Here is a 23710-nt window from a genome sequence, read left to right as displayed (position 1 = left end):
GCGGTACGTAACGCGGCCGCCATGTGTGACGGACGTCGCCCGGGACACGCCCGCCGGGTCCCCCGCCGTACCGCACCGAATCCCGTGTCCGTGCATGTCCGCCCGTGTCCGGACCCCGGGCTCCGGCACGGCACCGACCGGACACCCCGTCACATCTCCTCGCTCGCAGGACATCCGGGATCACCCGGGTGTTCCGCCGGAGGCCTCCCGCACGTCATGTGCGCGCCCCTACGATCGGCCCGCACCGACGACAGACGGCACAACAGGAGGCGCCATGGGAACGCAAGGGTCGGACGAGCAGACGGGCGGTACCGGGCGGCGGGCGCTTCTCGGCGCGGCGGTGCTGGGGGCGGGCGGAGCGGTCCTCGGCCTGTCCGGCACCGCGAGAGCCGCCGGCGCCCCGCGCGGCAGCGGCGGAGTGCGGGGCCTGCCCGTCCCGACGATCATCGGGCACCGCGGCGCCAGCGGCTACCGCCCCGAGCACACCCTCGGCGCCTACCAGCTCGCCCTCGACATGGGCGCCGACATCGTCGAGGCCGGCGACCTGGTGCCCACCAGGGACGGTCACCTCGTCTGCCGTCACGAGCCGGAGATCGGCGGCACCACCGACGTCGCGGACCACCCCGAGTTCGCCGGCCGGAAGAAGACCAAGCTCCTCGACGGCGTCTCCACCACGGGCTGGTTCACCGAGGACTTCACGCTCGCCGAGCTGAAGACCCTGCGGGCCAAGGAGCGCATCCCCGCCAACCGCCCGCACAACACCCTCTACAACGGCCGCTGGGAGATCCCCACCTTCGAGGAGGTGCTCCGCTGGCAGGACGAGCAGACCCGCGAGACCGGCAAGCAGGTGTGGATCTACCCCGAGCTCAAGCACCCCACCTACTTCCGCAAGCTCGGCCTCGGCCTGGAGGAGCGGGTCGCCAAGGTGCTGCGCAGGCACGGCAAGGACCGGAAGAACTCGCCGGTCATCCTGCAGTCCTTCGAGCCGACCAGCATCGAGCGCCTGAACAAGCTCGTCGGCAACCCGCTGGTGGTCCTGCTCTCCGGCGCCGGCACCCGCCCCTGGGACTTCCAGGAGACCGGCGATCCGCGCACCGTCGCCGACCTCATCACGCCCGAGGGCCTGCGGGAGATCGCCTCCTACGCCCAGGGCATCGGCCCGACCCTCGACCTCGTCATCCCGAAGGACGCGAGCGGCAGGCTGACCGAGCCGACCACCCTCGTCCGGGACGCGCACGCGGCCGGCCTGATCCTGCACCCGTACACCCTGCGCAACGAGAACCCGTTCCTGCCGGCGGACTTCCGCAGGGGCACCGACGCGGACGCCTACGGCGACGTGTTCGGCGCCTACCGCGCCTACTTCGCCACCGGCATCGACGGCGTCTTCACGGACCAGCCGGACACCGGCCTGCTGGCCCGCGAGGACTTCGTCAACGGCTGAGCCACCGGCCCCGGTTGGGGTGACCTTCGGCCGCCCGGGCAACCCGCCGCCCGGGCGGCCGCGTCGCTCCACGCATGACTCCCGACCTGCTCCTCGCCCTGCGCCCGCTGCTCACCGCCGAGGCCTCGGCCGAGGCGGAGGCCTGCGGAGCGGAGCCGGGCGACCTGGAGCAGGCCGTCTGGCTGCGCCTGCTCGAACGCCTCGCGGCCCAGGACCCGCCGTCCGACCCGCCCGGCTGGCTGCGCGGGGCCGTCCGCGCCGAGGCCCGCCGCGCCCGCCGCGTCCACCGCCTCGAACGGCCGTACGCCGTGGAGCCCGCCGACGACGGCGGTCACGACCCCGAGCCGCTCGCGCTCGCCGCCGCCCGTCGCCGTGCCGTGCGGCAGGCGGTGCGCCGCCTGCCGGGCCGCTGCCCCCGCGTGCTGGAGGCCCTGCTCTCCCCGCGGGACCTGACATACCGGGAGATCGCGGGGGAGTTGGGTATCTCACAGGGCAGTCTCGGCCCGGAACGTTCCAGATGCCTGGGATGTCTGCGGCGATTGCTCACACCGGAGGTTGCGGCCCGCTGAGTCCGGGGATAGGAGTGAGGGACAACAGGTGATCAGGTGAGCGGGAGGCGTGCGCACATGGGCATGAGCGTGACCATCTCTGCGGCGGCCGAGCAGGACGCGGAGCAGATCTTCAGGCTGCAGTACCTCTGCTTCCAGAGCGAGGCCGCGCTGTACGGCAACTACCGCATCGACCCGCTCGTCCAGACCCTCGACTCGGTCCGCGAGGAGGTCGCCGCGGACTGCGTTTTCGTGGCCCGCCTCGGCGACGAGGTCGTCGGCTCGGTGCGCGGCCGGGTCACCGAGGACGGCGCCGCCGCCATCGGCAGGCTGTGCGTCCACCCCCGCCTCCAGGGCCACGGCATCGGCGCCCGCCTCCTCAGGGCGGCCGAGGCGGCCCTCGCGGACGAGCGCGGCGCGACGACGTTCCGCCTGCACACCGGCCACCGCAGCGAGGGCAACCTCAGCCTCTACCGCAAGGTCGGCTACGAGACGGTGGGCACGGCCGAGGGCACGGACGGCGTGCCGATGATCGTCCTGGAGAAGCGGGCCGGGGCCTACGCACAGACGGCCTGACGGCCTGAACGCCGCGGCGCCGGACGCGCGGACGGCGGGGCGCTCAGGTGGCGGCGTGCGGCTCGACCGCGCGGGACGAGCGCAGCCAGTAGATCGCCGACAGCGGCAGCAGTACCGGGATGAACAGGTACCCCATCCCGTAGTCCGACCACACGGTCGCGTCGGGGAACGCGGACGGTTCCCACACCGTCCACGTTCCCACGACCAGCACACCGAGCAGTTCGGCCGCGCAGCACACCAGCGCCGCGCGGCGGGCCCGCTCCCCGCCCCGCACCAGCGAGTACGTGATGAACCCGTACACCAGCCCCGCCACCGCCGACAGTGAGTAGGCCAGCGGCGCCCGGTCGAACTCCGTCGCGATCTGGAACACCGACCGCGACACCGCCCCGACGACCATCACGCCGTACAGCCAGACCAGCAGCATTCCGGGCCCGCTGACGAGCCTCCTCCCGGCCACCTCAGCCTCCCCAGATGTCGTACAGCCGCACTTCGAGCACGGCCAGGACCACGCCGCCGGCGGCGACCGTCACCGAGCCCCAGCGGGTCCGCTCCGCCAGCGACATGAACCCCGCCGCCGGGACGCACGCGAACGCGCCGAGCAGATACGCCACGAAGATCGTCGTGCCCTGGTCCGGCTTCTCGCCCCCTGCCAGCCGCACGATGCCGACCACCAGCTGGACCAGGGCCAGCAGCGTCACGACGGCCATCCCGATGAAGTGCCAGTCCTTCGTCGGCTCGTCGCGGTACGCGGCCCAGCCGCACCAGGCGGCGAGCAGCAGCGCGGCGACGCCGGTCGCCGTCGTCAGGGCATCAAGCATGGCAGTGACCCTATTACGGGCCCGGGGCCCGGACGAGGCCGACCCCGGCCCGCACCGTAGGGTCGGGACCATGAAGATCCGTGCGCAGGCCATGTTGTTCGACAACGACGGGACCCTGGTCTCCTCCCTGGAGTCCGTCGAGCGCTGCTGGACCCGGTGGGCGGGGGAGTACGGCATCACGGCCGAGGCGTTCGCGGCCGTCGAACTGCACGGCCGGACCGCCGCCGAGGTGGCCGCCGACCTGCTGCCCGCCGCCGTCGTGCCCGAGGCCGTCGCGCGGATCGAGCAACTGGAGGTGGAGGACGTACCGGGCGGGGGTGTGCGTCTGCTGCCCGGCACCCGGGACTTCCTCGCCGCCCTGCCCGCCGACCGCTGGGCCGTCGTCACCTCCGCCACCCGGCGCCTGGCCGAGGCCCGCCTCGCCGCCGTCGGCATCCTGCCCAAGACGCTCGTCGCCGCCGACGACGTCACGCACGGCAAGCCCGACCCCGAGCCCTATCTGCTCGCCGCCCGCTCCCTGGGCGTCGACCCGGCCGGCTGCGTCGTCTTCGAGGACGCCCCCGCCGGCCTCCGGGCGGGCCGCGCCGCCGGCATGACGACCGTGGCCTTGGCCACAACCCACCCGGCCCACGAACTCGACGCCGACCTCGTGGTACCCGACCTGTCGGCCCTGTCCGCGCTGGTCACCGGCGACTCGGTGGAGATCGCCGCCCGCCCCTGACGGGTGTCCATCGCTGTCCGGCATGCGGACAGCGATGCCCGGTCAGCACCATGGGTCTGGTTTACTGATCGCATGACCACGACGAGCGACCGCACCCCTGCGACCGAGGCGACGATGACGCCCGGTGCTCGTTGTATGTGTCGCATGTGCCGAATGTGCGCCTTCTAGAGGGCCCTCGCACCACCTGAGCCTCGCGCCCCGAAGCGAGTGCCCGCTCCCCTCCCGTGTGCGCCCCGCGTACCGGACCGAAGCCATGCTCCCGCGCACAGGTTTCTCCCGGTTCCACCACGTTCGTGAGAACCGTGCCGCGTTCCGCAGAACCCGGATGAACAATGCCCCGTGCCCGGCGCCCACTCCCGCGCCGCGCACTCGACAGTGACGGAAACCCACGTGATCACCACATCGGGCCTCACCAAGGTCTACCGCTCGCGCGGCCGAGAGGTCACCGCCCTCGACGGCGTCGACCTGCACGTCCGCGAGGGCGAGGTGTACGGCGTCATCGGCCAGTCCGGCGCCGGCAAGTCCTCCCTGATCCGCTGCGTCAACCTCCTGGAGCGCCCCACCTCCGGCACGGTCACCGTCGCCGGACAGGACCTGACCGCGCTCGCCGGCCGCGGACCGCGCGCCGGCCGGGAACTGCGGCAGGCGCGCAGCCGTATCGGCATGGTCTTCCAGCACTTCAACCTGCTGTCCTCGCGGACCGTCCAGGACAACGTCGAACTGCCGCTGGAAATCCTCGGGAAGTCGGGGAAGGAACGTTCCCGCAAGGCGCTCGGGCTCCTCGACCTGGTGGGCCTCGCCGACAAGGCCGGCGCCTACCCCGCCCAGCTCTCCGGCGGCCAGAAGCAGCGCGTCGGCATCGCCCGCGCCCTGGCCGGCGACCCCAAGGTGCTGCTGTCCGACGAGGCCACCAGCGCCCTCGACCCGGAGACCACCCGCTCCATCCTCCAGCTGCTGCGCGACCTGAACCGGCAGCTCGGCCTGACCGTCCTGCTCATCACCCACGAGATGGACGTCGTGAAGTCGGTCTGCGACTCCGCCGCCCTCATGGCCGACGGCCGCATCGTCGAGTCCGGCACCGTGAGCGAACTGCTCGCCACCCCCGGCTCCGAACTGGCCGCCGCCCTCTTCCCGGTCGGCGGCGAGGCCACCGCCGCGGACCGCACCGTCCTGGACGTCACCTTCCACGGCGAGGCCGCGACCCGGCCCGTCATCTCCCAGGTGGCCCGCACCTACAACATCGACATATCGATCCTCGGCGCCGCCATCGACACCGTCGGCGGCCTCCAGGTCGGCCGGATGCGCATCGAACTGCCCGGCCGCTACGAGGAGAACGTCGTCCCGATCGGCTTCCTGCGCGAACAGGGCCTCCAGATCGACGTCGTGAACGAGGACCAGCCGCTGCTGGTGAAGGAAGGTGCCAAGTGACCTGGTCCGAGATGCAGCCCCTGCTGGAGCAGGCGTGTCTGGAGACGCTGGTCATGGTCGGCTGGTCGACCTTGATCGCGGTCCTCGGCGGCCTGCCCGTCGGCATCCTGCTCGTCCTGACCGACCGGGGCGGCCTGCTGCAGAACGCCGTGGTGAACAAGGTCCTCGGGCAGATCGTGAACATCGCCCGCTCGATGCCGTTCATCATCCTCATGGTCGCCCTGATGAGCTTCACCCGCTGGGTCACCGGCACCACCATCGGCAGCGCGGCCGCGATCGTGCCGCTCGCCATCGGCGGCATCCCCTTCTTCGCCCGGCTCGTCGAGACGGCCGTGCGCGAAGTGGACCCCGGGCTCGTGGAAGCAGTGCAGGCGATGGGCGGCAACGTGTGGACCGTCGTCCGCAAGGTGCTCGTCCCGGAGGCGCTGCCCTCGCTGATCGCCAGCACCACGACCACGGTCATCGCCCTCATCGGCTACTCCGCGATGGCCGGCACCGTCGGCGGCGGCGGGCTCGGCGACCTCGCCGTCCGCTACGGCTACCAGCGCTTCGAGTCCGGCCTGATGTGGGTCACCGTCGCGATCCTCGCGGTGGTCATCTCCCTCATCCAGTTCGCCGGCGACTACGCGGCCCGCGCCCTGCACCACCGCGGCGCCCGCTCCGGCCCCGGCCCGCGGCTGCGCCTGCTGAAGGCGAAGGGACCCGCGGCGGCCGACGTCGACAAGGTCGCGTAACCCCCCCGCGGGCTCCCCGTACCGCCCACCGCCCCAGACCACCACCCCCCGACTTCGGCGCATCACGCCGGCACCCCCTGCTCCAAGGGGGTCGCACCACCCATCAGGAAAGGCACTTTTCGTGCGTAACACCGCCAAGATCACCACCGCTGTCCTCGCCGCCGGAGCCCTCACCCTCGGGCTCACCGCCTGCGGCGCGGACCAGGACGCCGCCACCGACACCTCCGGCCCGCTCGTCGTCGCGGCGAGTCCCGTCCCGCACGCCGAGATCCTCACCTTCGTGAAGGACAACCTGGCGAAGGACGCCGGGCTCGACCTGGAGGTCAGGGAGTTCACCGACTACGTGACGCCGAACACGGCGACGGAGGACGGCTCGGTCGGCGCCAACTACTTCCAGAACCAGCCCTACCTCGACGACTTCAACAAGAAGAACGGCACCCACGTCGTGCCCGTCGTCACGGTCCACCTGGAGCCGCTCGGCCTCTACTCCCACAAGGTCAAGAAGGCCGACGAGCTCAAGAGCGGCGCGACCGTCGCCGTCCCGAACGACACGGTCAACGAGGCCCGCGCGCTCAAGCTGCTCGCCGACAACGGCCTGATCACGCTCAAGGAAGGCGTCGGCAACGAGGCCACCCCGGCCGACATCACCAAGAACCCCAAGAACCTCAAGTTCAAGGAGCTGGAGGCGGCCCAGACCCCGCGCTCCCTGGACGACGTGGACGCCGCCGTGGTCAACGGCAACTACGCCATCGAGTCCGACCTCGAACCGTCCAAGGACGCCCTCGTCCTGGAGTCCGCCAAGGACAACCCCTACGGCAACTTCCTCGCCGTGAAGGAGGGCAACGAGGACGACCCGCGCGTGAAGAAGCTCGCGAAGCTCCTCACCTCCGCCAAGGTCAAGAAGTTCATCGAGGACACCTACGCCGGCTCCGTCGTCGCCTCCTTCTGACGGCCGGCCGGGGCCCGGCACGCACGGGGTCCGCTTCCTGAAAGGGAGTGGACCCCGTGGTGCGGTTCGGTGCTTCCATGCTGCATGCTGGGCAGTTCAGCAGGCCCCGAAGGTTCCCGAAGGTTACGGAGCGGCGCATGACTAGCACCTTCCCCAACGTCTCCATCAGCACGGAGCGGTTGGTGCTTCGCCCCTTCGAGGAGCCCGACGTCGAGGCCTTCGCGGAGATGATGAACGACGAGCTCGTGACCGCCTGGACCTCCGCCCCGCACCCCTACACCGAGGCCGACGCCCGCGCCTGGATCACCGAACTCGCCCCGGCCGAACGGACCGAGGGCCGCGGCATCGTCTTCGCCGTCACCGAGTTCCTCACCCAGCGCCTCGTCGGCATCGTGCACCTCCGGCACACCGACTGGCGGGTCCGCTCCAGCGAGATCGCCTACGTCATCGCCCCGTGGGCCCGCGGCGAGGGCTACGCCTCCGAAGCCGCCTTCGCCACGGCCCAGTGGCTCTTCCGGGACCAGAAGTTCGAGCGGCTCGAACTGCGCACCGCCGCCGACAACACCGCCTCCCAGCAGGTGGCCCAGAAGATCGGCTGCATCAGCGAGGGCGTCCTGCGCAACGCCTGGATAGCCCGCGCCAGGACCGAGAACGGAACCTGGACCGACGTACGCACCGACGTCATCGTCTGGAGCCTGCTGCCCGAGGACCTCGCCGGCGTGGCCGAGCAGCTGGCCGACACCGGCGGCTTCACCTCCTACGACGACTGGAACTGACGGCGGGCGCCCGAATCGCCGTCGGCGCCACGAGGTAGTCTCACCAAGCCCGCCCCCGCGGGATGTCCAGCCGACCTGCGCAAACCCCCTGGAGACTGACGACGATGGCCGACCGGGTCACGGTGATCGGCTGGGACGGTTCGCCGCTGACCGCCGCGGCACGTGCCGCCCTGGGCGCCGCAACGCTGGTCGCAGGCGCCGCCCACCACCTGACGCTCCCCGAAGTACCGCGCGGCGCGGAACGCGTCCGCCTCGGCAGCGTCGCCCTCGCCGCCCGCCGCATCGCCGCCCACCGCGGCACCGCGGTCGTGCTCGCCGACGGCGACCCCGGCTTCTTCGGCGTCGTACGGACCCTGCGCGCGCCGGAGTTCGGCCTGGAGGTCGAGGTCGTTCCCGCCGTCTCCTCCGTCGCCGCCGCCTTCGCCCGCGCGGGCATGCCCTGGGACGACGCCCACGTGGTCGTCGCCCACCCCCGCACCCTGCGACGCGCGGTGAACGTATGCCGCGCCCACACCAAAGTCGCCGTACTCACCTCGCCCGGCGCCGGCCCCGCCGAACTCGGCCTGCTGCTGGAGGGCGTCCACCGCACCTTCGTCATCTGCGAGGAACTCGGCACCGACCGCGAACAGGTCAGCGTCGTCACCTCCGACAAGGCCGCCGACCACACCTGGCGCGACCCCAACGTCGTCATCGTCATCGGCGGCCCCGTCGGCGGCCCCGAGAGCGGCGGCTGGATCGCCGGACGCGACCCGGCCGCCGGACCGCGCGGCTGGACACTGCCCGGCGGCACCTACGGCGCGCTCGGCGAGGGCGAGAACGACCTGCTGCGCGCCGCCCAACTCGCCCGCCTGGGGCCGCGAACCGGCGACCTCGTGTGGGACATCGGCTGCGGCGGCGGCGCGTTCGCCGTCGAGGCCGCCCGCGCCGGCGCCGCCGTCATCGCCGTCGACCGCGACCCGGAGGCCTGCGCCCGCACGGACGCCGCCGCGCGCCGCCTCGGAGTCCAGCTCCACATCGTCCACGGCACCGCGCCGCACGTCCTGGAGAACCTCCCCGAACCCGACGTCGTCCGCGTCGGCGGCGGGGGAGCGGCCGTCGTCTCCGCGGTCGCCGACCGCCGCCCGCAGCGCATCGTCACCCACGCCGGGACCCGGGACACCGCCGAACGCGTCGGCCGCGACCTGACCGAGCACGGATACGACGTCGAGTGCGCCCTGCTCCAGTCCGTCGAACTCGACACGCGCGCCTGGACGGAGAAGGAACGGAGCGTCGCGTTCCTGCTCAGCGGCGTGCTCCCGGTCCGCGAGGGCTGATCCCCGCACCGTCCCGGTGATCCGGTTGTCGTACCGCGCGCGGTAGGCTGGCCGATCGCTGCACACCACACGGGCGCCGGGCGCTTCGTCGGCCAATGTCCGGAAAACACGACCGTTTTGGGGTGGGTGTGGTACGGCAGTACCGGGAGGGCGCGCAACGTGGCGCAGTCCACAACGGGCAGTCGTGGATCACGCTGTCGTGACGGAGGAACGACCGCGACAATGCCACTGAATGGATTGCCACTGAATGGCTTTGTCGTCTTTTCCGGCGGGTCGTTCGTGCCGCTGGGCACGCACGCTCGTTCTTCACTGCGGGGCGGTCAGTGCGCCGTTCCGGGTGAGCTGGTCGTAGAAGCACTAACCGATGGGCGAGGGGTACGCATGACCGACACCGGCCAGATCCCGGGCGACGGGCTGCCGGAGAACGCAGGCACGGTGGAGCAGCCGGGCGTCCCCGCGCACGGCTCGTACACCTACCTCTCCGAGACCACCGCCCAGGACGAGGACCAGTTGCTGCTGCCGGGTGCCCAGAGCCCCTGGGGCAACGAGGTGGCGCCGCCCGCCCCGGAGCCGGTCGTGGAGGCCGTGCACCAGCCCGGCCCGCACGAGACCGCCGGACGCGACAGCGGCTTCGTCGACCTCGGCGGCGTCCGCCTGCCCGACACCGGGCAGCAGGTCCCGTCGGTCGCCTCGGCGTCGGCGCCGCCGCGCCGGCCGCTGCACCTCGGCCCGCCCGTCCCTAGCATGTCCACGAGCCCGGTCCGCTCCCTCGCCGACCGCGGCCCCGCGGACGCGCCGCGCCAGCCGGGCCCGGAGTACCTCGACGTTCCCGCGCAAAACGCACCGGCCTGGCAGGCCCAGGTCCGGACTGCCGAAACGGTTGTTCCGGCCGATCCGGGCGCGGCCACGGCGGCGGTGACACGCGCGACGCGCGGCCACGGGACGCAGGGTGCCCGACCGGAGGCGACGGCGCCGACGCCCGCGCAGGCGTCGACGGGTGTCGCGTACGCCGAGGCGCAGGCTTCGGGAGCGGTGCCGGTCGGGCACGCGCAGGTTGCCGAAGCGGCGACGGGCGAGAGCGGGCAGGCCACCGACGAGGCCGTTGCCGCCAACGCATCGGCTGCCGGAGCTGCTTCGCCCGAGGACACGGAGGCTCCCGCGGAGGGCGCGGCGGCGACCGAGACGGCCGCCGGTGAGAACGCGCAGCCTGTCGGAGCCGCTTCGCCGGAGGGCACGGAGGCTCCCGGGGAGGCCGTGGCGGCGAACGAGGCGGTCGCGGATGAGAACGCGCAGCCTGCGGGTGAGGCGTCGTCCGAGGGTGCGGAGGCTCTCGGAGAGGCTGAGGCCCAGACCCAGGCTCAGGTCCAGGGCCAGGCCGAGGCGGACGTGGCAGCCGGTCAGGCCGAGGCCGGGCCGGTCCCCGGAGACGGCCAGGCCCTCGCAGACGATCAGGGTGAGGCGGTGCAGGCCCCGGCAGAGGTGCAGGCCGAGGCCGGGGAGGCTGTGGAGGACGGCCGGGCCGAGGCAGGCCGGGTTCCAGCAGGTGCTGGGGCCGGGCAGGCTGTGGAGGGCGGCGAGGCCGAGGCGGTTCAGGCTCCCGCCGGTGCCGGTGCCGAAACCGTGCAGGTCGACCCCGCCGAGGGCGAGGCGCCTGCCACCGAGGCTGCCCGGACTGCCGAATCCCCGGCGGCGGACGCTACGCAGGCTCCCGGAGAGGCTGCGCTGCCTCAGGACCCGCAGGCGGTCGCGCCCCAGGGCGGTCCAGCCCCCGAGTCCGGTGCACTGGAGGGCGCGCAGCCGTCCGAGGCCACCGCGCCCCAGGGCGGTCCAACCCCCGAGTCCGGTGCACCGGAGGGCGCGCAGCCGTCCGAGGCCACCGCGCCCCAGGCCGCCCAGGTGACCGAGGCCGCTTCGGTGGAGAACGCACAGGCGCCCGAGCCGACCGCACCCGAGGACGCCCCCGCGCCCGACGCTGCCGTTCCCGTTCCCGAGCAGGCACCGGTGACCGAAGCGGCCCCTGCCGAGCACGCGCCGGTCGCCGAAGCACTTGTCGCTGAGCAGGCTCCGGTCGCGGAAGCACCTGTGGTTGAGCAGGCCCCGGTTGCCGATGCGGCAGCTGCCGAGCAGAGCCCCGTGTCCGATGCGGCCGCCGAGCAGGCTCCCGCCGTTGCAGCCGCAGCCACCGCTTCCGCAGCCACCGCGTCCGAGGGCGCCGTCCCTGCCTCCGAGCAGCCATCCGCCTCCGAGGCCACCGTCTCCGACCAGGCACCCGTGGCACAGCAGCCCTCGGTGTCCGACACCGAAGCTCCCGAGCAGGCGCAGGCCGCAGAGGCCCTCGCCCCCGAGCACACCGGTGAGTCGGGCGTCACCGGTCCCGAGGCCGCCGCGTCCCCGGAACCTGCCGCCCCCGAGGCTGCCCCGGCACTCGAAACGCAGGCCCCGGAGGCGCAGACCCCTGAGGCGCAAGCCCCCGGCGCCCAGGCCCTCGACACGCAGGCCTCACAAGCCACCCCGTACGCACAGCCGAGCACGCCCGAAGCCTCCGCAGGACCGGACACCCTGGAAGCCCCCGGCACCCCGGAACCCACCGAGGCCACCCCCGCCCCGGCGGCCGAAGCAACCCCGGCAACCCCCCACCCCGCCGCGGGCGTCCCCGCACCGGCAGGTCCCGAAGCCGTTCCCTTCCCCGAAGCCGCCGAGGCCGACCCCGCGCAGGCCGCGCAGCCCGCCGGGGACACCGTGGCCGTCAGCGGGGACACCCCCGCCGCCGGGACCGACACGTCGGTGCCGCAGGGCGAGGTGCGGCAGGACCGGCAGTCCCCCCAGGAGGTGCAGGTGACCCCGGACCCGCGGATCGCCCACGACCCGCAGCAGCCCGAGCCCCACCCGGCCCCCCTGCCCGCGACGGCCGGCTCGCCCGCCGAGGCGTACCCGGCAGACCCCACCGCCCCGCACGCCCCGGACACCGCGCAGGACACGCAGGCTCCGCAGGGCCCTCAGTCCGCCCTCGGCGGCGAGCCCGCGTACGCGGACGCCGCGCACGCCGGCCGACAGGCCCCCGCGTTCACCCACGTCAGCCACCCGGCGGAGGCCACCGGCGCACAGCCGGTCGAGGCCACGGCCCACCCGGCGGAGGCCGCCGGCGCACAGCCGGTCGAGGCCACGGCCCACCCGGCGGAGGCCACCGGCGCACAGCCGGTCGAGGCCGCCGCCCACCCGGCGGAAGCCAACCCCCTCGACGCCAACGCGCCCGACGCCGTCGGCCCCCTCCCCGGTACCGTCTCCCAGGAGCCGAGCCCGGACCAGCCCGTGGGTCTGTTCGTCCCGGTCGAGGGCACCGTGCCGACCACCCCGCACCTCGCCCCGACCCCGCCGCAGGCGATCACCATCCCGGCAGAGGTCGCCCAGGTCGCCGAGGCCGTCGGTGTCACGGAGCAGCAGCCGGAGGCCCCCGCGGTCCCCGCGCCCCGCGAGGCCGGGCCGTCGCAGGACGACGCCGAACTCGTACAGCACGCCGACGACCTCGACACCCGGGCCGCCGAGCAGGAAGACCAGGAAGACCAGGACGAAGAGGGCGCGGCCGCAGTGGCAGACGTACCGCAGTCCACCGGCCCGGCCGCCCCCGGCTACGCCGACGCCGAGCGCGAGGCCGTCCTGAAGGTCATGCGCGAACGCCGTGACATCCGCAACGGCTTCCGCAGCGACCCCATCCCGCACGAGGTCCTGCTCCGCGTGCTGGAGGCCGCCCACACCGCGCCGTCCGTCGGCCACTCGCAGCCCTGGGACTTCGTGGTCATCCGGTCCGCCGACACCCGGCGCGCGATGCACGAACTGGCCATGCGCCAGCGCGACGCGTACGCCAAGTCCCTCCCCAAGGGCCGGGCCAAGCAGTTCAAGGAACTGAAGATCGAGGCCATCCTCGACACCCCGGTGAACATCGTCGTCACCGCCGACCCGACCCGCGGCGGCCGCCACACCCTGGGCCGGCACACCCAGCCGCAGATGGCACCGTACTCCTCCGCCCTCGCCGTGGAGAACCTGTGGCTCGCCGCCCGCGCCGAGGGTCTCGGCGTCGGCTGGGTCAGCTTCTTCGACGAGCGCGAGATGGTCCGCGCCCTCGGCCTGCCGGACCACCTGGAGGTCGTCGCCTACCTCTGCGTCGGCTACGTCGACGAGTTCCCGGACGAGCCCGAGCTGATGCAGGCGGGCTGGTCCAAGCGCCGCCCGCTGTCCTGGGTCGTGCACGAGGAGACGTACGGCCGTCGCGCGCTGCCCGGCGAGGAGCCGCACGACCTGCTCGCCGAGACGGTCACGCAGATCCGCCCGCTGGACGCCAAGGCGCTCGGCGAGGCGTGGGAGCGGCAGAAGCGCATGACGAAGCCGGCCGGCGCGCTCGGCATGCTGGAGATCATCTCCGCGCAGCTGTGCGGCCTGTCCCGGCAGTGCCCGCCGCCGATCCCGGAGCCCGCGGCCGTCGCGATCTTCGCCGGCGACCACGGCGTGCACGCCCAGGGCGTCACCCCGTGGCCGCAGGAGGTCACGGCCCAGATGGTCGCCAACTTCCTCGGCGGCGGCGCCGTCTGCAACGCCTTCGCCAACCAGGTCGGCGCCGAGGTCTGCGTCGTGGACGTCGGCGTGGTCGCCGACCTGCCGGCCACCCCGGGCCTGCTGCCGCGCAAGATCCGCGCCGGTACGTCCGACATGACCGCCGGTCCCGCCATGTCCCGCGAAGAGGCCAAGCAGGCCATCGAGGTCGGCATCGAGACCGCCCGCGACCTGGTCGCCGCGGGCAACAAGGCCCTGCTGACCGGTGAGATGGGCATCGCGAACACGACCGCGTCCGCCGCCCTGATCTCCGTGTTCACGGGCGCCGACCCGGCGGAGGTCACCGGCCGGGGCACCGGCATCAACGACGAGACCCTCGCCCGCAAGACCGAGGTCGTGCGCCGCGCCCTCGAAGTGCACCGGCCCGACCCCGCCGACCCGATCGGCGTCCTCGCCGCGATCGGCGGCTTCGAGCACGCCGCCCTGGTCGGCCTGCTCCTCGGCGGCGCGTCCCTGCGTACGCCGGTGATCCTGGACGGCGTCAGCGCCGGCGCCGCCGCGCTGGTCGCCCGCGCGATCGCCCCGGAGGTGCTGGCGGCGTGCATCGCCGGTCACCGCAGCGCGGAGCCGGGCCATGTCGCGGCCCTGAACAAGCTGGGCCTGCGCCCCCTGGTCGACCTCGACCTCCGTCTCGGCGAAGGCACGGGCGCCCTCCTGGCCCTCCCGCTGGTGCAGAGCACGGCCCGGGCGATGCACGAGGTGGCGACGTTCGACTCGGCGGGGGTCACCGAGAAGTAGCCGGACCCGCGGTCGGCGAGGCTGCCCAGCCACTGGACCGGCTGAGCGGCCACGGCGCGCCGCGCCGTAAAATCCGCACGTCAGGGCATCGCACCGCCGCAACAGGAGCCGCACCCTCATGGCCGAACACCCCGCCTACCCCGTAGGCCTCCGCCTCACCGGCCGCCGAGTGGTCGTCCTCGGCGGCGGCCAGGTCGCCCAGCGCCGCCTGCCCGCCCTGGTCGCGGCCGGCGCCGACGTCCTCCTCGTCTCGCCGGACGCCACCCCGTCCGTCGAGGCGATGGCGGACACCGGCGAGATCACCTGGGAGCGGCGCCCCTACGCGGAGGGCGACCTCGCCGACGCCTGGTACGCCCTGATCGCCACCAGCGACCCCGAGGCGAACGCCCGCGCGTCGGCGGAGGCCGACCGGCACCGCGTCTGGTGCGTGCGCTCCGACGACGCCGACGCCGCCACGGCCTGGACCCCGGCGACCGGCCACAGCGAGGGCGTCACCGTCGCCGTGCTCACCACGGAGGCCAAGGGCCGCGACCCGCGCCACACCGCCGCCATCCGCGACGCGGTCGTCGAGGGCCTGCGCGACGGAACGCTGGTCGCCCCGCACCACCGCACCCGCACCGCGGGCGTCGCCCTGGTCGGCGGCGGTCCCGGCGACCCGGACCTGATCACCGTGCGCGGGCGCCGCCTGCTCGCCGAGGCCGACGTCGTCATCGCCGACCGGCTCGGTCCCCGCGACCTGCTCGCCGAACTCCCGCCGCACGTCGAGGTGATCGACGCGGCGAAGATCCCGTACGGCCGTTTCATGGCCCAGGAGGCCATCAACAACGCGCTGATCGAGCACGCCAAGCAGGGCAAGTCGGTGGTCCGGCTCAAGGGCGGCGACCCCTTCGTGTTCGGCCGCGGCATGGAGGAGGCGCAGGCGCTCGTCGAGGCGGGAATCCCGTACACCGTCGTGCCCGGCATCTCCAGCTCCATCTCGGTCCCCGGCGCCGCCGGCATCCCGGTCACGCACCGGGGCGTCGCCCACGAGTTCACCGTGGTCAGCGGGCACGTCGCCCCGGACGACGAGCGCTCCCTGGTCGACTGGCCGGCGCTGGCGAGGCTCACGGGCACCCTCGTGATCCTCATGGGCGTCGACAAGATCGGCCGGATCGCCGAGACCCTCGTCGCGCACGGCAAGTCCCCGGACACCCCGGTCGCCCTCGTCCAGGAGGGCACCACGGCCGCCCAGCGCCGCGTCGACGCGACCCTCGCGACGGTCGCGGAGACGGTCCGCGCCGAGGACGTACGCCCCCCGGCGGTCATCGTCGTCGGCGAGGTCGTGAAGGTGGGCCCCGCCCCGTCGGCGTGACCCCCTCGCCCTCTCCCCGCAATCCACCCACCACCCCGACGAGGCAGCAGCACCCGTGGCCGATCCCCTCACCGTCGACACCCCCGACGACCCGCGTCTGCACGACTACACGGGCCTGACCGACGTCGACCTGCGCCGCCGCCGGGAACCGGCCGAGGGCCTGTTCATCGCCGAGGGCGAGAAGGTCATCCGGCGGGCGCTGGACGCGGGCTACGCGATGCGCTCGATGCTGCTGTCGGCCAAGTGGGTCGACGCCATGCGGGACGTCATCGACGCCACCCCGGCCCCCGTCTACACCGTCGACCCGGGGCTCGCCGAACGCGTCACCGGCTACCACGTGCACCGCGGCGCCCTCGCCTCGATGCAGCGCAAGCCGCTGCCCACGGCGTCCGACCTGCTGCGCACCGCCCGGCGCGTGGTGATCATGGAGTCGGTCAACGACCACACCAACATCGGCGCCATCTTCCGCTCGGCCGCGGCCCTCGGCATGGACGCGGTGCTGCTCTCCCCGGACTGCGCCGACCCCCTGTACCGGCGCAGCGTGAAGGTCTCGATGGGCGCGGTCTTCTCCGTGCCGTACGCCCGCCTGGACGTCTGGCCGAAGGATCTGGCGGCGGTCCGCGAGGCCGGCTTCACGCTGCTCGCGCTCACCCCGGACGAACGGGCGAAGACCCTCGACGAGACGGCCCCGCACCGGATGGACCGCGTGGCCCTGATGCTCGGCGCCGAGGGCGAGGGCCTGTCCGCCCGGGCCCTGCGGGCGGCCGACGAGTGGGTCCGCATCCCCATGTCGCACGGCGTCGACTCCCTCAACGTCGGCGCGGCGGCGGCGGTCGCCTTCTACGCGGTGACGGCGGGACGCCCGCAGGCGTAACCCCTGGCCGCAGCCGCACGCGGGCCCTCGCCGGGCGCGGGCCCTCGCCGGGCGCGGGGCCGCACGGGACGGGGAGCGGCCCCAGGACCCGTCGTCACATTCCCGCCTGCCTCGCGACGCCCTGCACGCACTCTCGCCGCACCGGGCGCAGACCCGAGTACGTCCGGTACGAGGGTCTGCGCCCGGCACGCCGAGAGCACGTACCCGACGCCGCGAGGCCGCCCTTCGGGCGACGACGGGAATCTGACGACAGGCCCTAGTCGGCGGCGCCCTCTTCGAACACCGTCTCGTGCCGGTCGGCCATCAGCGGTCCCGTCGGCGGCCGGTACCCGGGTTCGACCCGCTCCTGCCGAGTCGGCGCGGCGCTGCCGCCGTGGCCGTCACCGCGGTCGCCGCCGAGTCCGTGCGACGGGCCCTGGCAGCCCTGGGCCGCGGCGATGCCGAGCGCCACGAGCAGCGTCACCACGACGAACACGAACAGCCGCTGCCGCAGCAGCCGCGGATTGGCTGGCCGCAGCCCGGTTCCCGTCGTGCGCGGCCCGGGACGACCGGTCCCGCTGCGCGGTGCCGGCCGGCTGCCGCTGTTCGAACGCGTGCCGCGGCCCGTGGGCGTGGGCCGGGACCCGGACCGGGACGCCGTACCGCCACCGCGCGAGGCCGGTCCGCCGCGTGAGGCGCTGCCGCCCCGTGACGGAGCCGCACCGCGCACCGGGCCGGACCCGCGGGACGCCGTCCCACCGCGCGGCGGGGGAGTGCCGTGCGCCCGCTGACCACCCTGCGGGCGGCGCCGACCGCGCTCCGCGGGGCCGTCAGGGAGTCGCCCGGTCGGCCGGTCGGCGTCGCCGGTCCGGGGCGCGGGCGGCCGTGCGTCGGCCAGACCCTGCGCCTCACGGGCGGCGATCTCCTTCAGGCGCAGCGACAGCTGGAGCGTGCTCGGCCGTTCCTCGGGGTCCTTCGCGAGGCACGCCCGCACCAGCGGGGCCAGCGCGTCCGGAACACCGTCCAGGTGCGGCTCCTCGTGCACCACGCGGTACAGCATCACCTCCGAACTGCCGTGCCCGAAGGGGGAGTCGCCCGTCGACGCGTACGCGAGCGTGGCGCCCAGCGAGAAGACGTCCGTGGCGGGCGTGACGGCCGCGCCGCGCACCTGTTCGGGCGCGAGGAAGCCGGGCGAGCCGACCGCCGTGCCGACATGGGTGAGCGTCGAGGCGCCCGTCGCCCAGGCGATGCCGAAGTCGATGATCCGCGGCCCCTTCGGGGACAGCAGGATGTTGGACGGCTTCAGGTCCCGGTGCACCACGCCCGCCTCGTGCACGGCGACCAGGCCCTCCGACAGGGCGGCCCCGACGGCGGCGACGTCGGCCGCGCACAGCGGTCCCTCGTCGGCGACCTTGTCGTGCAGGGACGGTCCGGGCACGTACTGCGTGGCGAACCACGGGCGGTCCGCGTCCAGGTCGGCGGCCACGAGCCGTGCCGTGCACCCGCCGCGGATCCGCCGTGCCGCCGAGACCTCACGGGCGAAGCGGGAGCGGAACTCCTGGTCCTCGGCCAGGTCGGGCCGGATGACCTTCAGCGCGACCCGCTGCCCCTTCTTGTCGGAGCCCAGGTAGACGACTCCCATCCCGCCCGCGCCCAGTCGTCGGTGAAGCCTGAACGAGCCGACGACGCGCGGGTCCTCGCGCCTCAGGCGCATCATCGCCATGTTCATCCCCGCTGCCCGGTCCTGTGACGTGCCACAGCTTACGTTTCCCCGGCCTCCCACGCGCAGAGGCCGCGCCCTCTCACCGCGACGGATTGTCGGTGCCCGGCAGGTGACTTGAGGCCGGGTCAGGCCGCCCGCGACCGGGCCGTCAGCGTGCGGCACAAGATCCCAACCGGCCACCGGGGCACGGGGATTGGACCCGCACGGGACCGCCCGACGCCCGCCGCCGGGGGCGCGGACGCCCCGGCGCGCAGGTCAACGGCGGTGGCGGCCGGGCCGGACCGGACCGGGAGGTTGACGCGGGAGCACACGAAGGTGTCGCGGAAGTGAGAGAAGTCACGCGCTTGGGGTCTCCCGCCGCATGGTGGACGGTTCGGAGAAACCGGGCGGACCGGCCACCCCCTCCGGGATGACCCGGAGACCCGGGACCGCGTCTCCACCCTGGGGAGTACTCGCCCCGGCGCGGCTCATCCTCCGGGAGGCCCGGCATTCGGTACGAGGGCATGACGTCCCGGACGGCCCCGGCACCTAGATTTGAGGTCAAGCGGCGGGTGCAGCACTCGTCCCCCGAGGTCAGACACCCGCCGCTGCCAGGACCAACAGCACAAGGCCAACCGAAGCCAACCGAAAAGGTCAGGAGAACACCATGGCCCACACGGCACCGCGGACAGCGCTCCGCACGCGGGAGCGAGTGGCCTACGCCGCCGCCTTCCGCACGCGCCGTCAGGGCCGCCGCCACCCCCTGGTGGCGACGATCATGGCGCTTCCCCTGGCGGTCCTGCTCCTGCTCGTCTTCGACGGCTGGGAGACGGTGGCCACACAGGCGTCGTCCGTGGGTGTGATGCTGGGGCGCTGAGCGGCGACCCCAGGCCCGGAAGAGCGGTCCGGGCGGGGACATCCATCCATGAAACCCCGTGGGGACGGGGGTGCGGCGGACGGCACAGATGCCGGCGCAGCTGGGGAGCTGCGCCGGCATTGCTGTGCGCTCCCGCCGACGCCGACGCCGACGCCGACGCCGACGCCGACCCGCCCCCGGCGTCCCCTCGGCGCCGACCTGCCTCCGGCACCCCCGCCGATGCCGACCCGCCCCCGGCGCCGGCCGCCCCCGGCCCTCACCCCGGCCGCCCACGCCCGCACAGTCACCCCCGCTGCTCCGTCCCCCCGGCGCGGCTACCCTCGCCCCGTGACAGCCCACACCCTGGTGTCCCAGCTGACCGGCAGAGCCAGAACCGCCGCCCACGCGCGGACCACCGCCTGCCCCTGCGGCACGGACGTGACGCTCGCCGACCGCCCCGACGGCACCGTCGTACGGCACGAGGAAACCGTCGCCAAGGCCCACGCGCCCGACGCGGACCCGCGCGAACTCGCCCTGCGCCTGTCCTTGGCCACCCGCCTCCCGGACGTCCTGCTCGCCCCCGCCGAGCCGGCGCCGGTCGCCCTGCACGGCAGGCTCGTGACGTTCTGGCCGTACGGCACCCCCGTCGACCCGGACGAACCGGACGCGGCGCCCTGGGAGGCGGCCGGTGACCTGCTCGCCCGGCTGCACCGCGCCCCCGTGGACGGCGCCGCCCTGCCTCCCATGCGCGGCCCCCTCAAGGCCGCCCACGCCGTCGAACGCCTCCGCCGGGCCGAGCCGCACCCCGCCACCGGCGCCGTGCTGCGCGCCTGGGACACGCTGCCCGCCTGGGCCCGCGCCGAGGCTCCCGCGCCGGACACCACGACCCTGTGCCACGGCGACCTCCACCTCGGCCAGCTCGTCCGGCACCCCGCCCCCGACGGCCGCTGGCTGCTCATAGACGTCGACGACATGGGCACCGGCGTGCCCGCCTGGGACCTGGCGCGCCCGGCGGCCTGGTACGCCTGCGGGCTGCTCACGCCCGACGAGTGGGACCGGTTCCTGACCGCGTACCGCGCGGCCGGCGGCCCCGCCGTCCCTCCGTCCGGCGGCCCCTGGCCCGCGCTGGACGTCCCGGCCCGGGCGCTGACGGTGCAGACCGCCGCCCAGGCGATCGTGAAGTCCGCCGCGGCCGGCCGCGCCCTGGACGAGGTGGAGGAGCTGGTCCTGGCGGCATGCGGGCGCATGGGTCCCGTGGCGCCCGACGTGTCCGAATCGGCACGAGGTTTCGCGAAGTAGGGTGCAACCGACCGCCGCCGGACGGAGTCTTGTCCTGGCGATACGCGAAGCAGGAACGACCGGCGAGGAGTTGAGCCGACGATGCAGTGTCCGAAGTGCCGTGCCCCGATGCACACGTACAACCGCAACGGCGTCCAGATCGAGCAGTGCAGTGGGTGCCGGGGGATCTTCCTCGACTACGGCGAGCTGGAGTCGCTGACCCGGCTGGAGTCCCAGTGGTCCCAGCCCGCGCCGCCGCCCCCGGCCGCGCCACAGGCCCACCCGGCGCCGCCACAGGCCTACCCGGCGGCGCCACAGGCCTACCCGGCGGCGCCGCAGGCCTACCCGGCGGCGCCCGCTCCCGCGTGGGGCGCCCCGCAGCACGGCCACCACCACGGGCGCCGTCACAAGAGCTTCGGGCACATGCTGTTCTCCAGCTGAACCGGACCACGAAGAAGCCCCCCGGCGAGAACCGGGGGGCTTCGGTGCGTGGACGATACTGGGATTGAACCAGTGACCTCTTCCGTGTCAGGGAAGCGCTCTCCCGCTGAGCTAATCGTCCTCGGGACCACGATCGTCCGCGTACGGCCTGCGGATGATCATGGGAATCGCGTGCGCGATACTGGGATTGAACCAGTGACCTCTTCCGTGTCAGGGAAGCGCTCTCCCGCTGAGCTAATCGCGCGGGGGATCCGAAGATCCAGTGGACGATACTGGGATTGAACCAGTGACCTCTTCCGTGTCAGGGAAGCGCTCTCCCGCTGAGCTAATCGTCCTTGGAGGTGGAGACGGGATTTGAACCCGTGTAGACGGCTTTGCAGGCCGTTGCCTCGCCTCTCGGCCACTCCACCAGGAGTGTAGGGGACGGGAATCCCCTTCTTCCTTCGAGCGGACGACGAGGTTCGAACTCGCGACCTCAACCTTGGCAAGGTTGCGCTCTACCAACTGAGCTACGTCCGCCTGTCGTTTCGGTGCGCTCGCGCGCCCCGGCGACGTGTTGAACTCTAGCGGATTCCCGGGCCAGTACAAAAACGCGTTTGCGCAGCGTGCTGCGCCGCTCCTGCTCACGGACCTGCACGGGGTCCCCGACGGGTCACGGCGAGGTCACCCCTCGGACACCCGCCATAGACTCGATCGCGTGCTCGACCTCGCTCCTCTCGCCCGCTTCGGCGACCGCGTCGCCACCGGTCTCCTCGACGTCACCAGTGATCCGGCGGCCCTGGACTCCACCGGCTTCTGGGCCGTCTGCGCGGACTTCGAGGGCCGCCTGACCTGCGCCCGCTTCCGGGACGTCCGGGAACAGCCCGTGCCCGCCCCGGTCCCGGGCGCCTGGCGCGGACCGGCCGCCGGTGACTGGACGTCCTCTCTCGACCGCGCCGCGTACACGGCGGGCGTACGGCGGATCCGGGAGCACATCGCGGCCGGCGAGGTCTACCAGGCGAACCTCTGCCGGGTACTCTCCGCGCCCGTCGCGGCGGACGCCGACGTGGACGCCCTGACCGCGCTGCTGGCGCGCGGCAACCCGGCCCCCTACGCCGGAACGATCCGCCTGCCCGGGCACGGCGTCGAGATCGCCACCGCCTCGCCCGAGCTGTTCCTGCGCCGCGACGGCCGGATCGTCGAGTCGGGACCGATCAAGGGCACCGGGCGCACCGAGGCCGACCTCCTGGACAAGGACTACGCCGAGAACGTGATGATCGTGGACCTGGTCCGCAACGACATCGGGCGGGTCTGCGCCACCGGCTCCGTCTCGGTGCCCGACCTGTGCGCGGTCGAGAAGCACCCGGGCCTGGTCCACCTCGTGTCGACGGTACGCGGCGAGCTGCGCGCCGGGGCCGGCTGGCCGGAGCTGCTGGCCGCCGCGTTCCCGCCCGGCTCCGTCACCGGCGCCCCCAAGTCGAGTGCCCTCAGGATCATCGACGCCCTGGAGACGGCGCCCCGCGGCCCGTACTGCGGCGGCGTCGGCTGGGTCGACGCCGACCGGGGCACCGCCGAGCTGGCCGTCGGCATCCGCACCTTCTGGATCGACCGGACCGCTCCGGACACGGCTGTGCTGCGGTTCGGCACCGGCGCCGGGATCACCTGGGGCTCGGACCCCGAGGGGGAGTGGCGGGAGACCGAGCTGAAGGCGTCCCGGCTGCTCAAGGTAGCGTCGGGAGCGTACGAGGTGAGCGAAGGGACGTGTTGACGTGAAGATCTGGCTCGACGGCGGGCTGCGGGACATCGAGTCCGCCCGCGTCTCCGTCTTCGACCACGGGCTGACCGTGGGCGACGGCATCTTCGAGACGGTGAAGGCGGTCGACGGGAAGCCGTTCGCGCTCACCCGGCACCTGGACCGGCTGACCCGGTCCGCGCGCGGCCTCGGCCTGCCCGACCCGGACCACGACGAGGTCCGCCGCGCCTGCGCCGCCGTCCTCGACGCCAACCCGATGCCGCTCGGCCGGCTGCGCATCACCTACACCGGCGGCCACGGCCCACTGGGCTCCGACCGCGGCGAGCACGGCCCGACCCTGGTCGTCGCCCTCGGCGCGACCACCCGGCGCCCCGACTCCACGGCCGTGATCACCGTCCCCTGGACGCGCAACGAACGCGGCGCGCTGACCGGCCTGAAGACGACCTCGTACGCCGAGAACGTCGTCGCCCTCGCCCGCGCCCGCGAACAGGGCGCCTCCGAGGCGCTGTTCGGCAACACCGTCGGGCAGCTGTGCGAGGGCACCGGGTCGAACGTCTTCGTCGTCCTCGACGGCGAGATCCACACCCCGCCGGTCGCCTCCGGCTGCCTCGCGGGCATCACCCGCGCGCTGACCGCCGAGTGGACCGGCGCGAAGGAGACCGACCTGCCGCTCGACGTCCTGGCGCGGGCCGACGAGGTCTTCCTCACCTCCACGCTGCGCGACGTCCAGGCCGTGCACCGCGTCGACGGCCGCGAACTGCCCGGCGCGCCCGGCCCGGTGACAGCCAAGGCCATGCGCATCTTCGACGAGCGGGCCGGGGCCGACCTCGATCCCTGAGGGCCGGGGAAA

20 protein-coding genes and 5 tRNA genes are annotated in these 23710 nt (G+C 73.8%); 17 read left to right on the top strand and 8 right to left on the bottom strand.

Annotated elements, in window-relative coordinates:
• The first annotated feature begins 274 nt into the window (after positions 1-274).
• The 3 genes from QC282_RS16870 to QC282_RS16860 all read left to right on the top strand — a co-directional run bounded on the left by QC282_RS16870 (position 275) and on the right by QC282_RS16860 (position 2565).
• Complete coding sequence (locus QC282_RS16870) at positions 275-1441, top strand: glycerophosphodiester phosphodiesterase (protein ID WP_279550246.1); 1167 nt, start codon at positions 275-277, stop codon at positions 1439-1441.
• A gap of 74 nt (positions 1442-1515) precedes the next feature.
• Positions 1516-2010: a sigma-70 family RNA polymerase sigma factor gene (locus QC282_RS16865; RefSeq protein WP_279550245.1), complete on the top strand. Its 495-nt coding sequence runs from the start codon at positions 1516-1518 to the stop codon at positions 2008-2010.
• A gap of 57 nt (positions 2011-2067) precedes the next feature.
• Positions 2068-2565: a GNAT family N-acetyltransferase gene (locus QC282_RS16860; protein WP_279550290.1), complete on the top strand. Its 498-nt coding sequence runs from the start codon at positions 2068-2070 to the stop codon at positions 2563-2565.
• A gap of 43 nt (positions 2566-2608) precedes the next feature.
• Here QC282_RS16860 and QC282_RS16855 read toward each other — a convergent pair whose 3' ends face one another.
• Together QC282_RS16855 and QC282_RS16850 are read right to left on the bottom strand one after the other, a co-directional pair.
• On the bottom strand, positions 2609-2989 hold the full coding sequence (locus tag QC282_RS16855; protein WP_279550289.1) for a hypothetical protein: 381 nt from the start codon (positions 2987-2989) through the stop codon (positions 2609-2611).
• 34 nt (positions 2990-3023) lie between these two features.
• On the bottom strand, positions 3024-3383 hold the full coding sequence (locus tag QC282_RS16850; protein ID WP_279550244.1) for a hypothetical protein: 360 nt from the start codon (positions 3381-3383) through the stop codon (positions 3024-3026).
• 70 nt (positions 3384-3453) lie between these two features.
• Between QC282_RS16850 and QC282_RS16845 the strand changes: the two genes are divergently transcribed.
• From QC282_RS16845 to QC282_RS16805, 9 genes are all read left to right on the top strand, one after another.
• Positions 3454-4104: an HAD family hydrolase gene (locus QC282_RS16845; RefSeq protein ID WP_279550243.1), complete on the top strand. Its 651-nt coding sequence runs from the start codon at positions 3454-3456 to the stop codon at positions 4102-4104.
• 390 nt (positions 4105-4494) lie between these two features.
• Positions 4495-5532 (top strand): methionine ABC transporter ATP-binding protein, encoded by a 1038-nt coding sequence (locus QC282_RS16840; RefSeq protein ID WP_279550241.1) that lies wholly within the window; start codon positions 4495-4497, stop codon positions 5530-5532.
• Complete coding sequence (locus QC282_RS16835; RefSeq protein WP_279550240.1) at positions 5529-6266, top strand: ABC transporter permease; 738 nt, start codon at positions 5529-5531, stop codon at positions 6264-6266. The genes QC282_RS16840 and QC282_RS16835 overlap by 4 nt, the downstream gene beginning before the upstream one ends.
• Positions 6267-6387: 121 nt before the next feature.
• Positions 6388-7215 (top strand): MetQ/NlpA family ABC transporter substrate-binding protein, encoded by an 828-nt coding sequence (locus tag QC282_RS16830; protein ID WP_279550239.1) that lies wholly within the window; start codon positions 6388-6390, stop codon positions 7213-7215.
• 137 nt (positions 7216-7352) lie between these two features.
• Positions 7353-7991, top strand: coding sequence for a GNAT family N-acetyltransferase (locus QC282_RS16825; RefSeq protein WP_279550238.1), 639 nt, complete (start codon positions 7353-7355; stop codon positions 7989-7991).
• 104 nt (positions 7992-8095) lie between these two features.
• Entirely contained in the window at positions 8096-9304 is a 1209-nt protein-coding gene (cbiE, locus tag QC282_RS16820; RefSeq protein WP_279550237.1) for a precorrin-6y C5,15-methyltransferase (decarboxylating) subunit CbiE, read from the top strand.
• 1386 nt (positions 9305-10690) lie between these two features.
• Positions 10691-14647 carry a nicotinate-nucleotide--dimethylbenzimidazole phosphoribosyltransferase gene (gene cobT, locus QC282_RS16815; RefSeq protein WP_279550288.1) on the top strand — a complete coding sequence of 1319 codons (3957 nt, stop codon included), beginning with the start codon at positions 10691-10693 and terminating at the stop codon, positions 14645-14647.
• A gap of 118 nt (positions 14648-14765) precedes the next feature.
• Positions 14766-15998 (top strand): uroporphyrinogen-III C-methyltransferase, encoded by a 1233-nt coding sequence (cobA, locus tag QC282_RS16810; protein ID WP_279550236.1) that lies wholly within the window; start codon positions 14766-14768, stop codon positions 15996-15998.
• Between the two features lie 55 nt (positions 15999-16053).
• Positions 16054-16872, top strand: coding sequence for an RNA methyltransferase (locus tag QC282_RS16805; protein WP_279550234.1), 819 nt, complete (start codon positions 16054-16056; stop codon positions 16870-16872).
• A gap of 256 nt (positions 16873-17128) precedes the next feature.
• Here QC282_RS16805 and QC282_RS16800 read toward each other — a convergent pair whose 3' ends face one another.
• Positions 17129-18580 carry a protein kinase gene (locus QC282_RS16800; RefSeq protein WP_279550233.1) on the bottom strand — a complete coding sequence of 484 codons (1452 nt, stop codon included), beginning with the start codon at positions 18578-18580 and terminating at the stop codon, positions 17129-17131.
• A 640-nt stretch (positions 18581-19220) separates the two neighbouring features.
• Here QC282_RS16800 and QC282_RS16795 point away from each other — a divergent pair.
• The 3 genes from QC282_RS16795 to QC282_RS16785 all read left to right on the top strand — a co-directional run bounded on the left by QC282_RS16795 (position 19221) and on the right by QC282_RS16785 (position 21128).
• Positions 19221-19430 (top strand): hypothetical protein, encoded by a 210-nt coding sequence (locus tag QC282_RS16795; protein ID WP_279550231.1) that lies wholly within the window; start codon positions 19221-19223, stop codon positions 19428-19430.
• A 327-nt stretch (positions 19431-19757) separates the two neighbouring features.
• Positions 19758-20708, top strand: a complete 951-nt coding sequence (locus QC282_RS16790) for an aminoglycoside phosphotransferase family protein (RefSeq protein WP_279550230.1) — start codon at positions 19758-19760, stop codon at positions 20706-20708.
• An 81-nt stretch (positions 20709-20789) separates the two neighbouring features.
• Positions 20790-21128, top strand: a complete 339-nt coding sequence (locus QC282_RS16785) for a zf-TFIIB domain-containing protein (RefSeq protein WP_279550229.1) — start codon at positions 20790-20792, stop codon at positions 21126-21128.
• A 49-nt stretch (positions 21129-21177) separates the two neighbouring features.
• Here the strand turns inward: QC282_RS16785 and QC282_RS16780 are convergent.
• The 5 genes from QC282_RS16780 to QC282_RS16760 all read right to left on the bottom strand — a co-directional run bounded on the left by QC282_RS16780 (position 21178) and on the right by QC282_RS16760 (position 21647).
• Positions 21178-21249 (bottom strand) — tRNA-Val (locus QC282_RS16780).
• A 51-nt stretch (positions 21250-21300) separates the two neighbouring features.
• Positions 21301-21372: transfer RNA gene (locus tag QC282_RS16775), tRNA-Val, on the bottom strand.
• Between the two features lie 19 nt (positions 21373-21391).
• Positions 21392-21463: transfer RNA gene (locus QC282_RS16770), tRNA-Val, on the bottom strand.
• A 1-nt stretch (position 21464) separates the two neighbouring features.
• Positions 21465-21538: transfer RNA gene (locus QC282_RS16765), tRNA-Cys, on the bottom strand.
• A gap of 36 nt (positions 21539-21574) precedes the next feature.
• Positions 21575-21647, bottom strand: a tRNA-Gly gene (locus tag QC282_RS16760).
• A gap of 178 nt (positions 21648-21825) precedes the next feature.
• Between QC282_RS16760 and QC282_RS16755 the strand changes: the two genes are divergently transcribed.
• A complete protein-coding gene (locus QC282_RS16755) occupies positions 21826-22875 on the top strand; it encodes a chorismate-binding protein (RefSeq protein ID WP_279550228.1) in 1050 nt (349 codons plus the stop codon).
• Position 22876: 1 nt separating this feature from the next.
• Positions 22877-23698 (top strand): aminodeoxychorismate lyase, encoded by an 822-nt coding sequence (locus QC282_RS16750; protein ID WP_279550227.1) that lies wholly within the window; start codon positions 22877-22879, stop codon positions 23696-23698.
• Positions 23699-23710 lie beyond the last annotated feature (12 nt).

Source organism: Streptomyces sp. DH24, from assembly GCF_029813775.1.
Lineage (GTDB): Bacteria > Actinomycetota > Actinomycetes > Streptomycetales > Streptomycetaceae > Streptomyces.
Note: the sequence above shows the minus strand (reverse complement) of the source record. Positions and strands in the feature narration are given on the sequence as shown.

What these genes read in the sequence shown, in the direction of transcription:
- QC282_RS16845 (WP_279550243.1), top strand. Translation starts at nt 3,454, where the DNA reads ATGAAGATCCGTGCGCAGGCCATGTTGTTCGACAACGACGGGACCCTG.
- QC282_RS16785 (WP_279550229.1), top strand. Translation starts at nt 20,790, where the DNA reads ATGCAGTGTCCGAAGTGCCGTGCCCCGATGCACACGTACAACCGCAAC.
- cobA (WP_279550236.1), top strand. Translation starts at nt 14,766, where the DNA reads ATGGCCGAACACCCCGCCTACCCCGTAGGCCTCCGCCTCACCGGCCGC.
- QC282_RS16795 (WP_279550231.1), top strand. Translation starts at nt 19,221, where the DNA reads ATGGCCCACACGGCACCGCGGACAGCGCTCCGCACGCGGGAGCGAGTG.
- QC282_RS16800 (WP_279550233.1), bottom strand. Translation starts at nt 18,580, where the DNA reads ATGAACATGGCGATGATGCGCCTGAGGCGCGAGGACCCGCGCGTCGTC.
- QC282_RS16850 (WP_279550244.1), bottom strand. Translation starts at nt 3,383, where the DNA reads ATGCTTGATGCCCTGACGACGGCGACCGGCGTCGCCGCGCTGCTGCTC.
- QC282_RS16870 (WP_279550246.1), top strand. Translation starts at nt 275, where the DNA reads ATGGGAACGCAAGGGTCGGACGAGCAGACGGGCGGTACCGGGCGGCGG.
- QC282_RS16855 (WP_279550289.1), bottom strand. Translation starts at nt 2,989, where the DNA reads ATGCTGCTGGTCTGGCTGTACGGCGTGATGGTCGTCGGGGCGGTGTCG.
- QC282_RS16825 (WP_279550238.1), top strand. Translation starts at nt 7,353, where the DNA reads ATGACTAGCACCTTCCCCAACGTCTCCATCAGCACGGAGCGGTTGGTG.
- cbiE (WP_279550237.1), top strand. Translation starts at nt 8,096, where the DNA reads ATGGCCGACCGGGTCACGGTGATCGGCTGGGACGGTTCGCCGCTGACC.
- QC282_RS16865 (WP_279550245.1), top strand. Translation starts at nt 1,516, where the DNA reads ATGACTCCCGACCTGCTCCTCGCCCTGCGCCCGCTGCTCACCGCCGAG.
- QC282_RS16860 (WP_279550290.1), top strand. Translation starts at nt 2,068, where the DNA reads ATGGGCATGAGCGTGACCATCTCTGCGGCGGCCGAGCAGGACGCGGAG.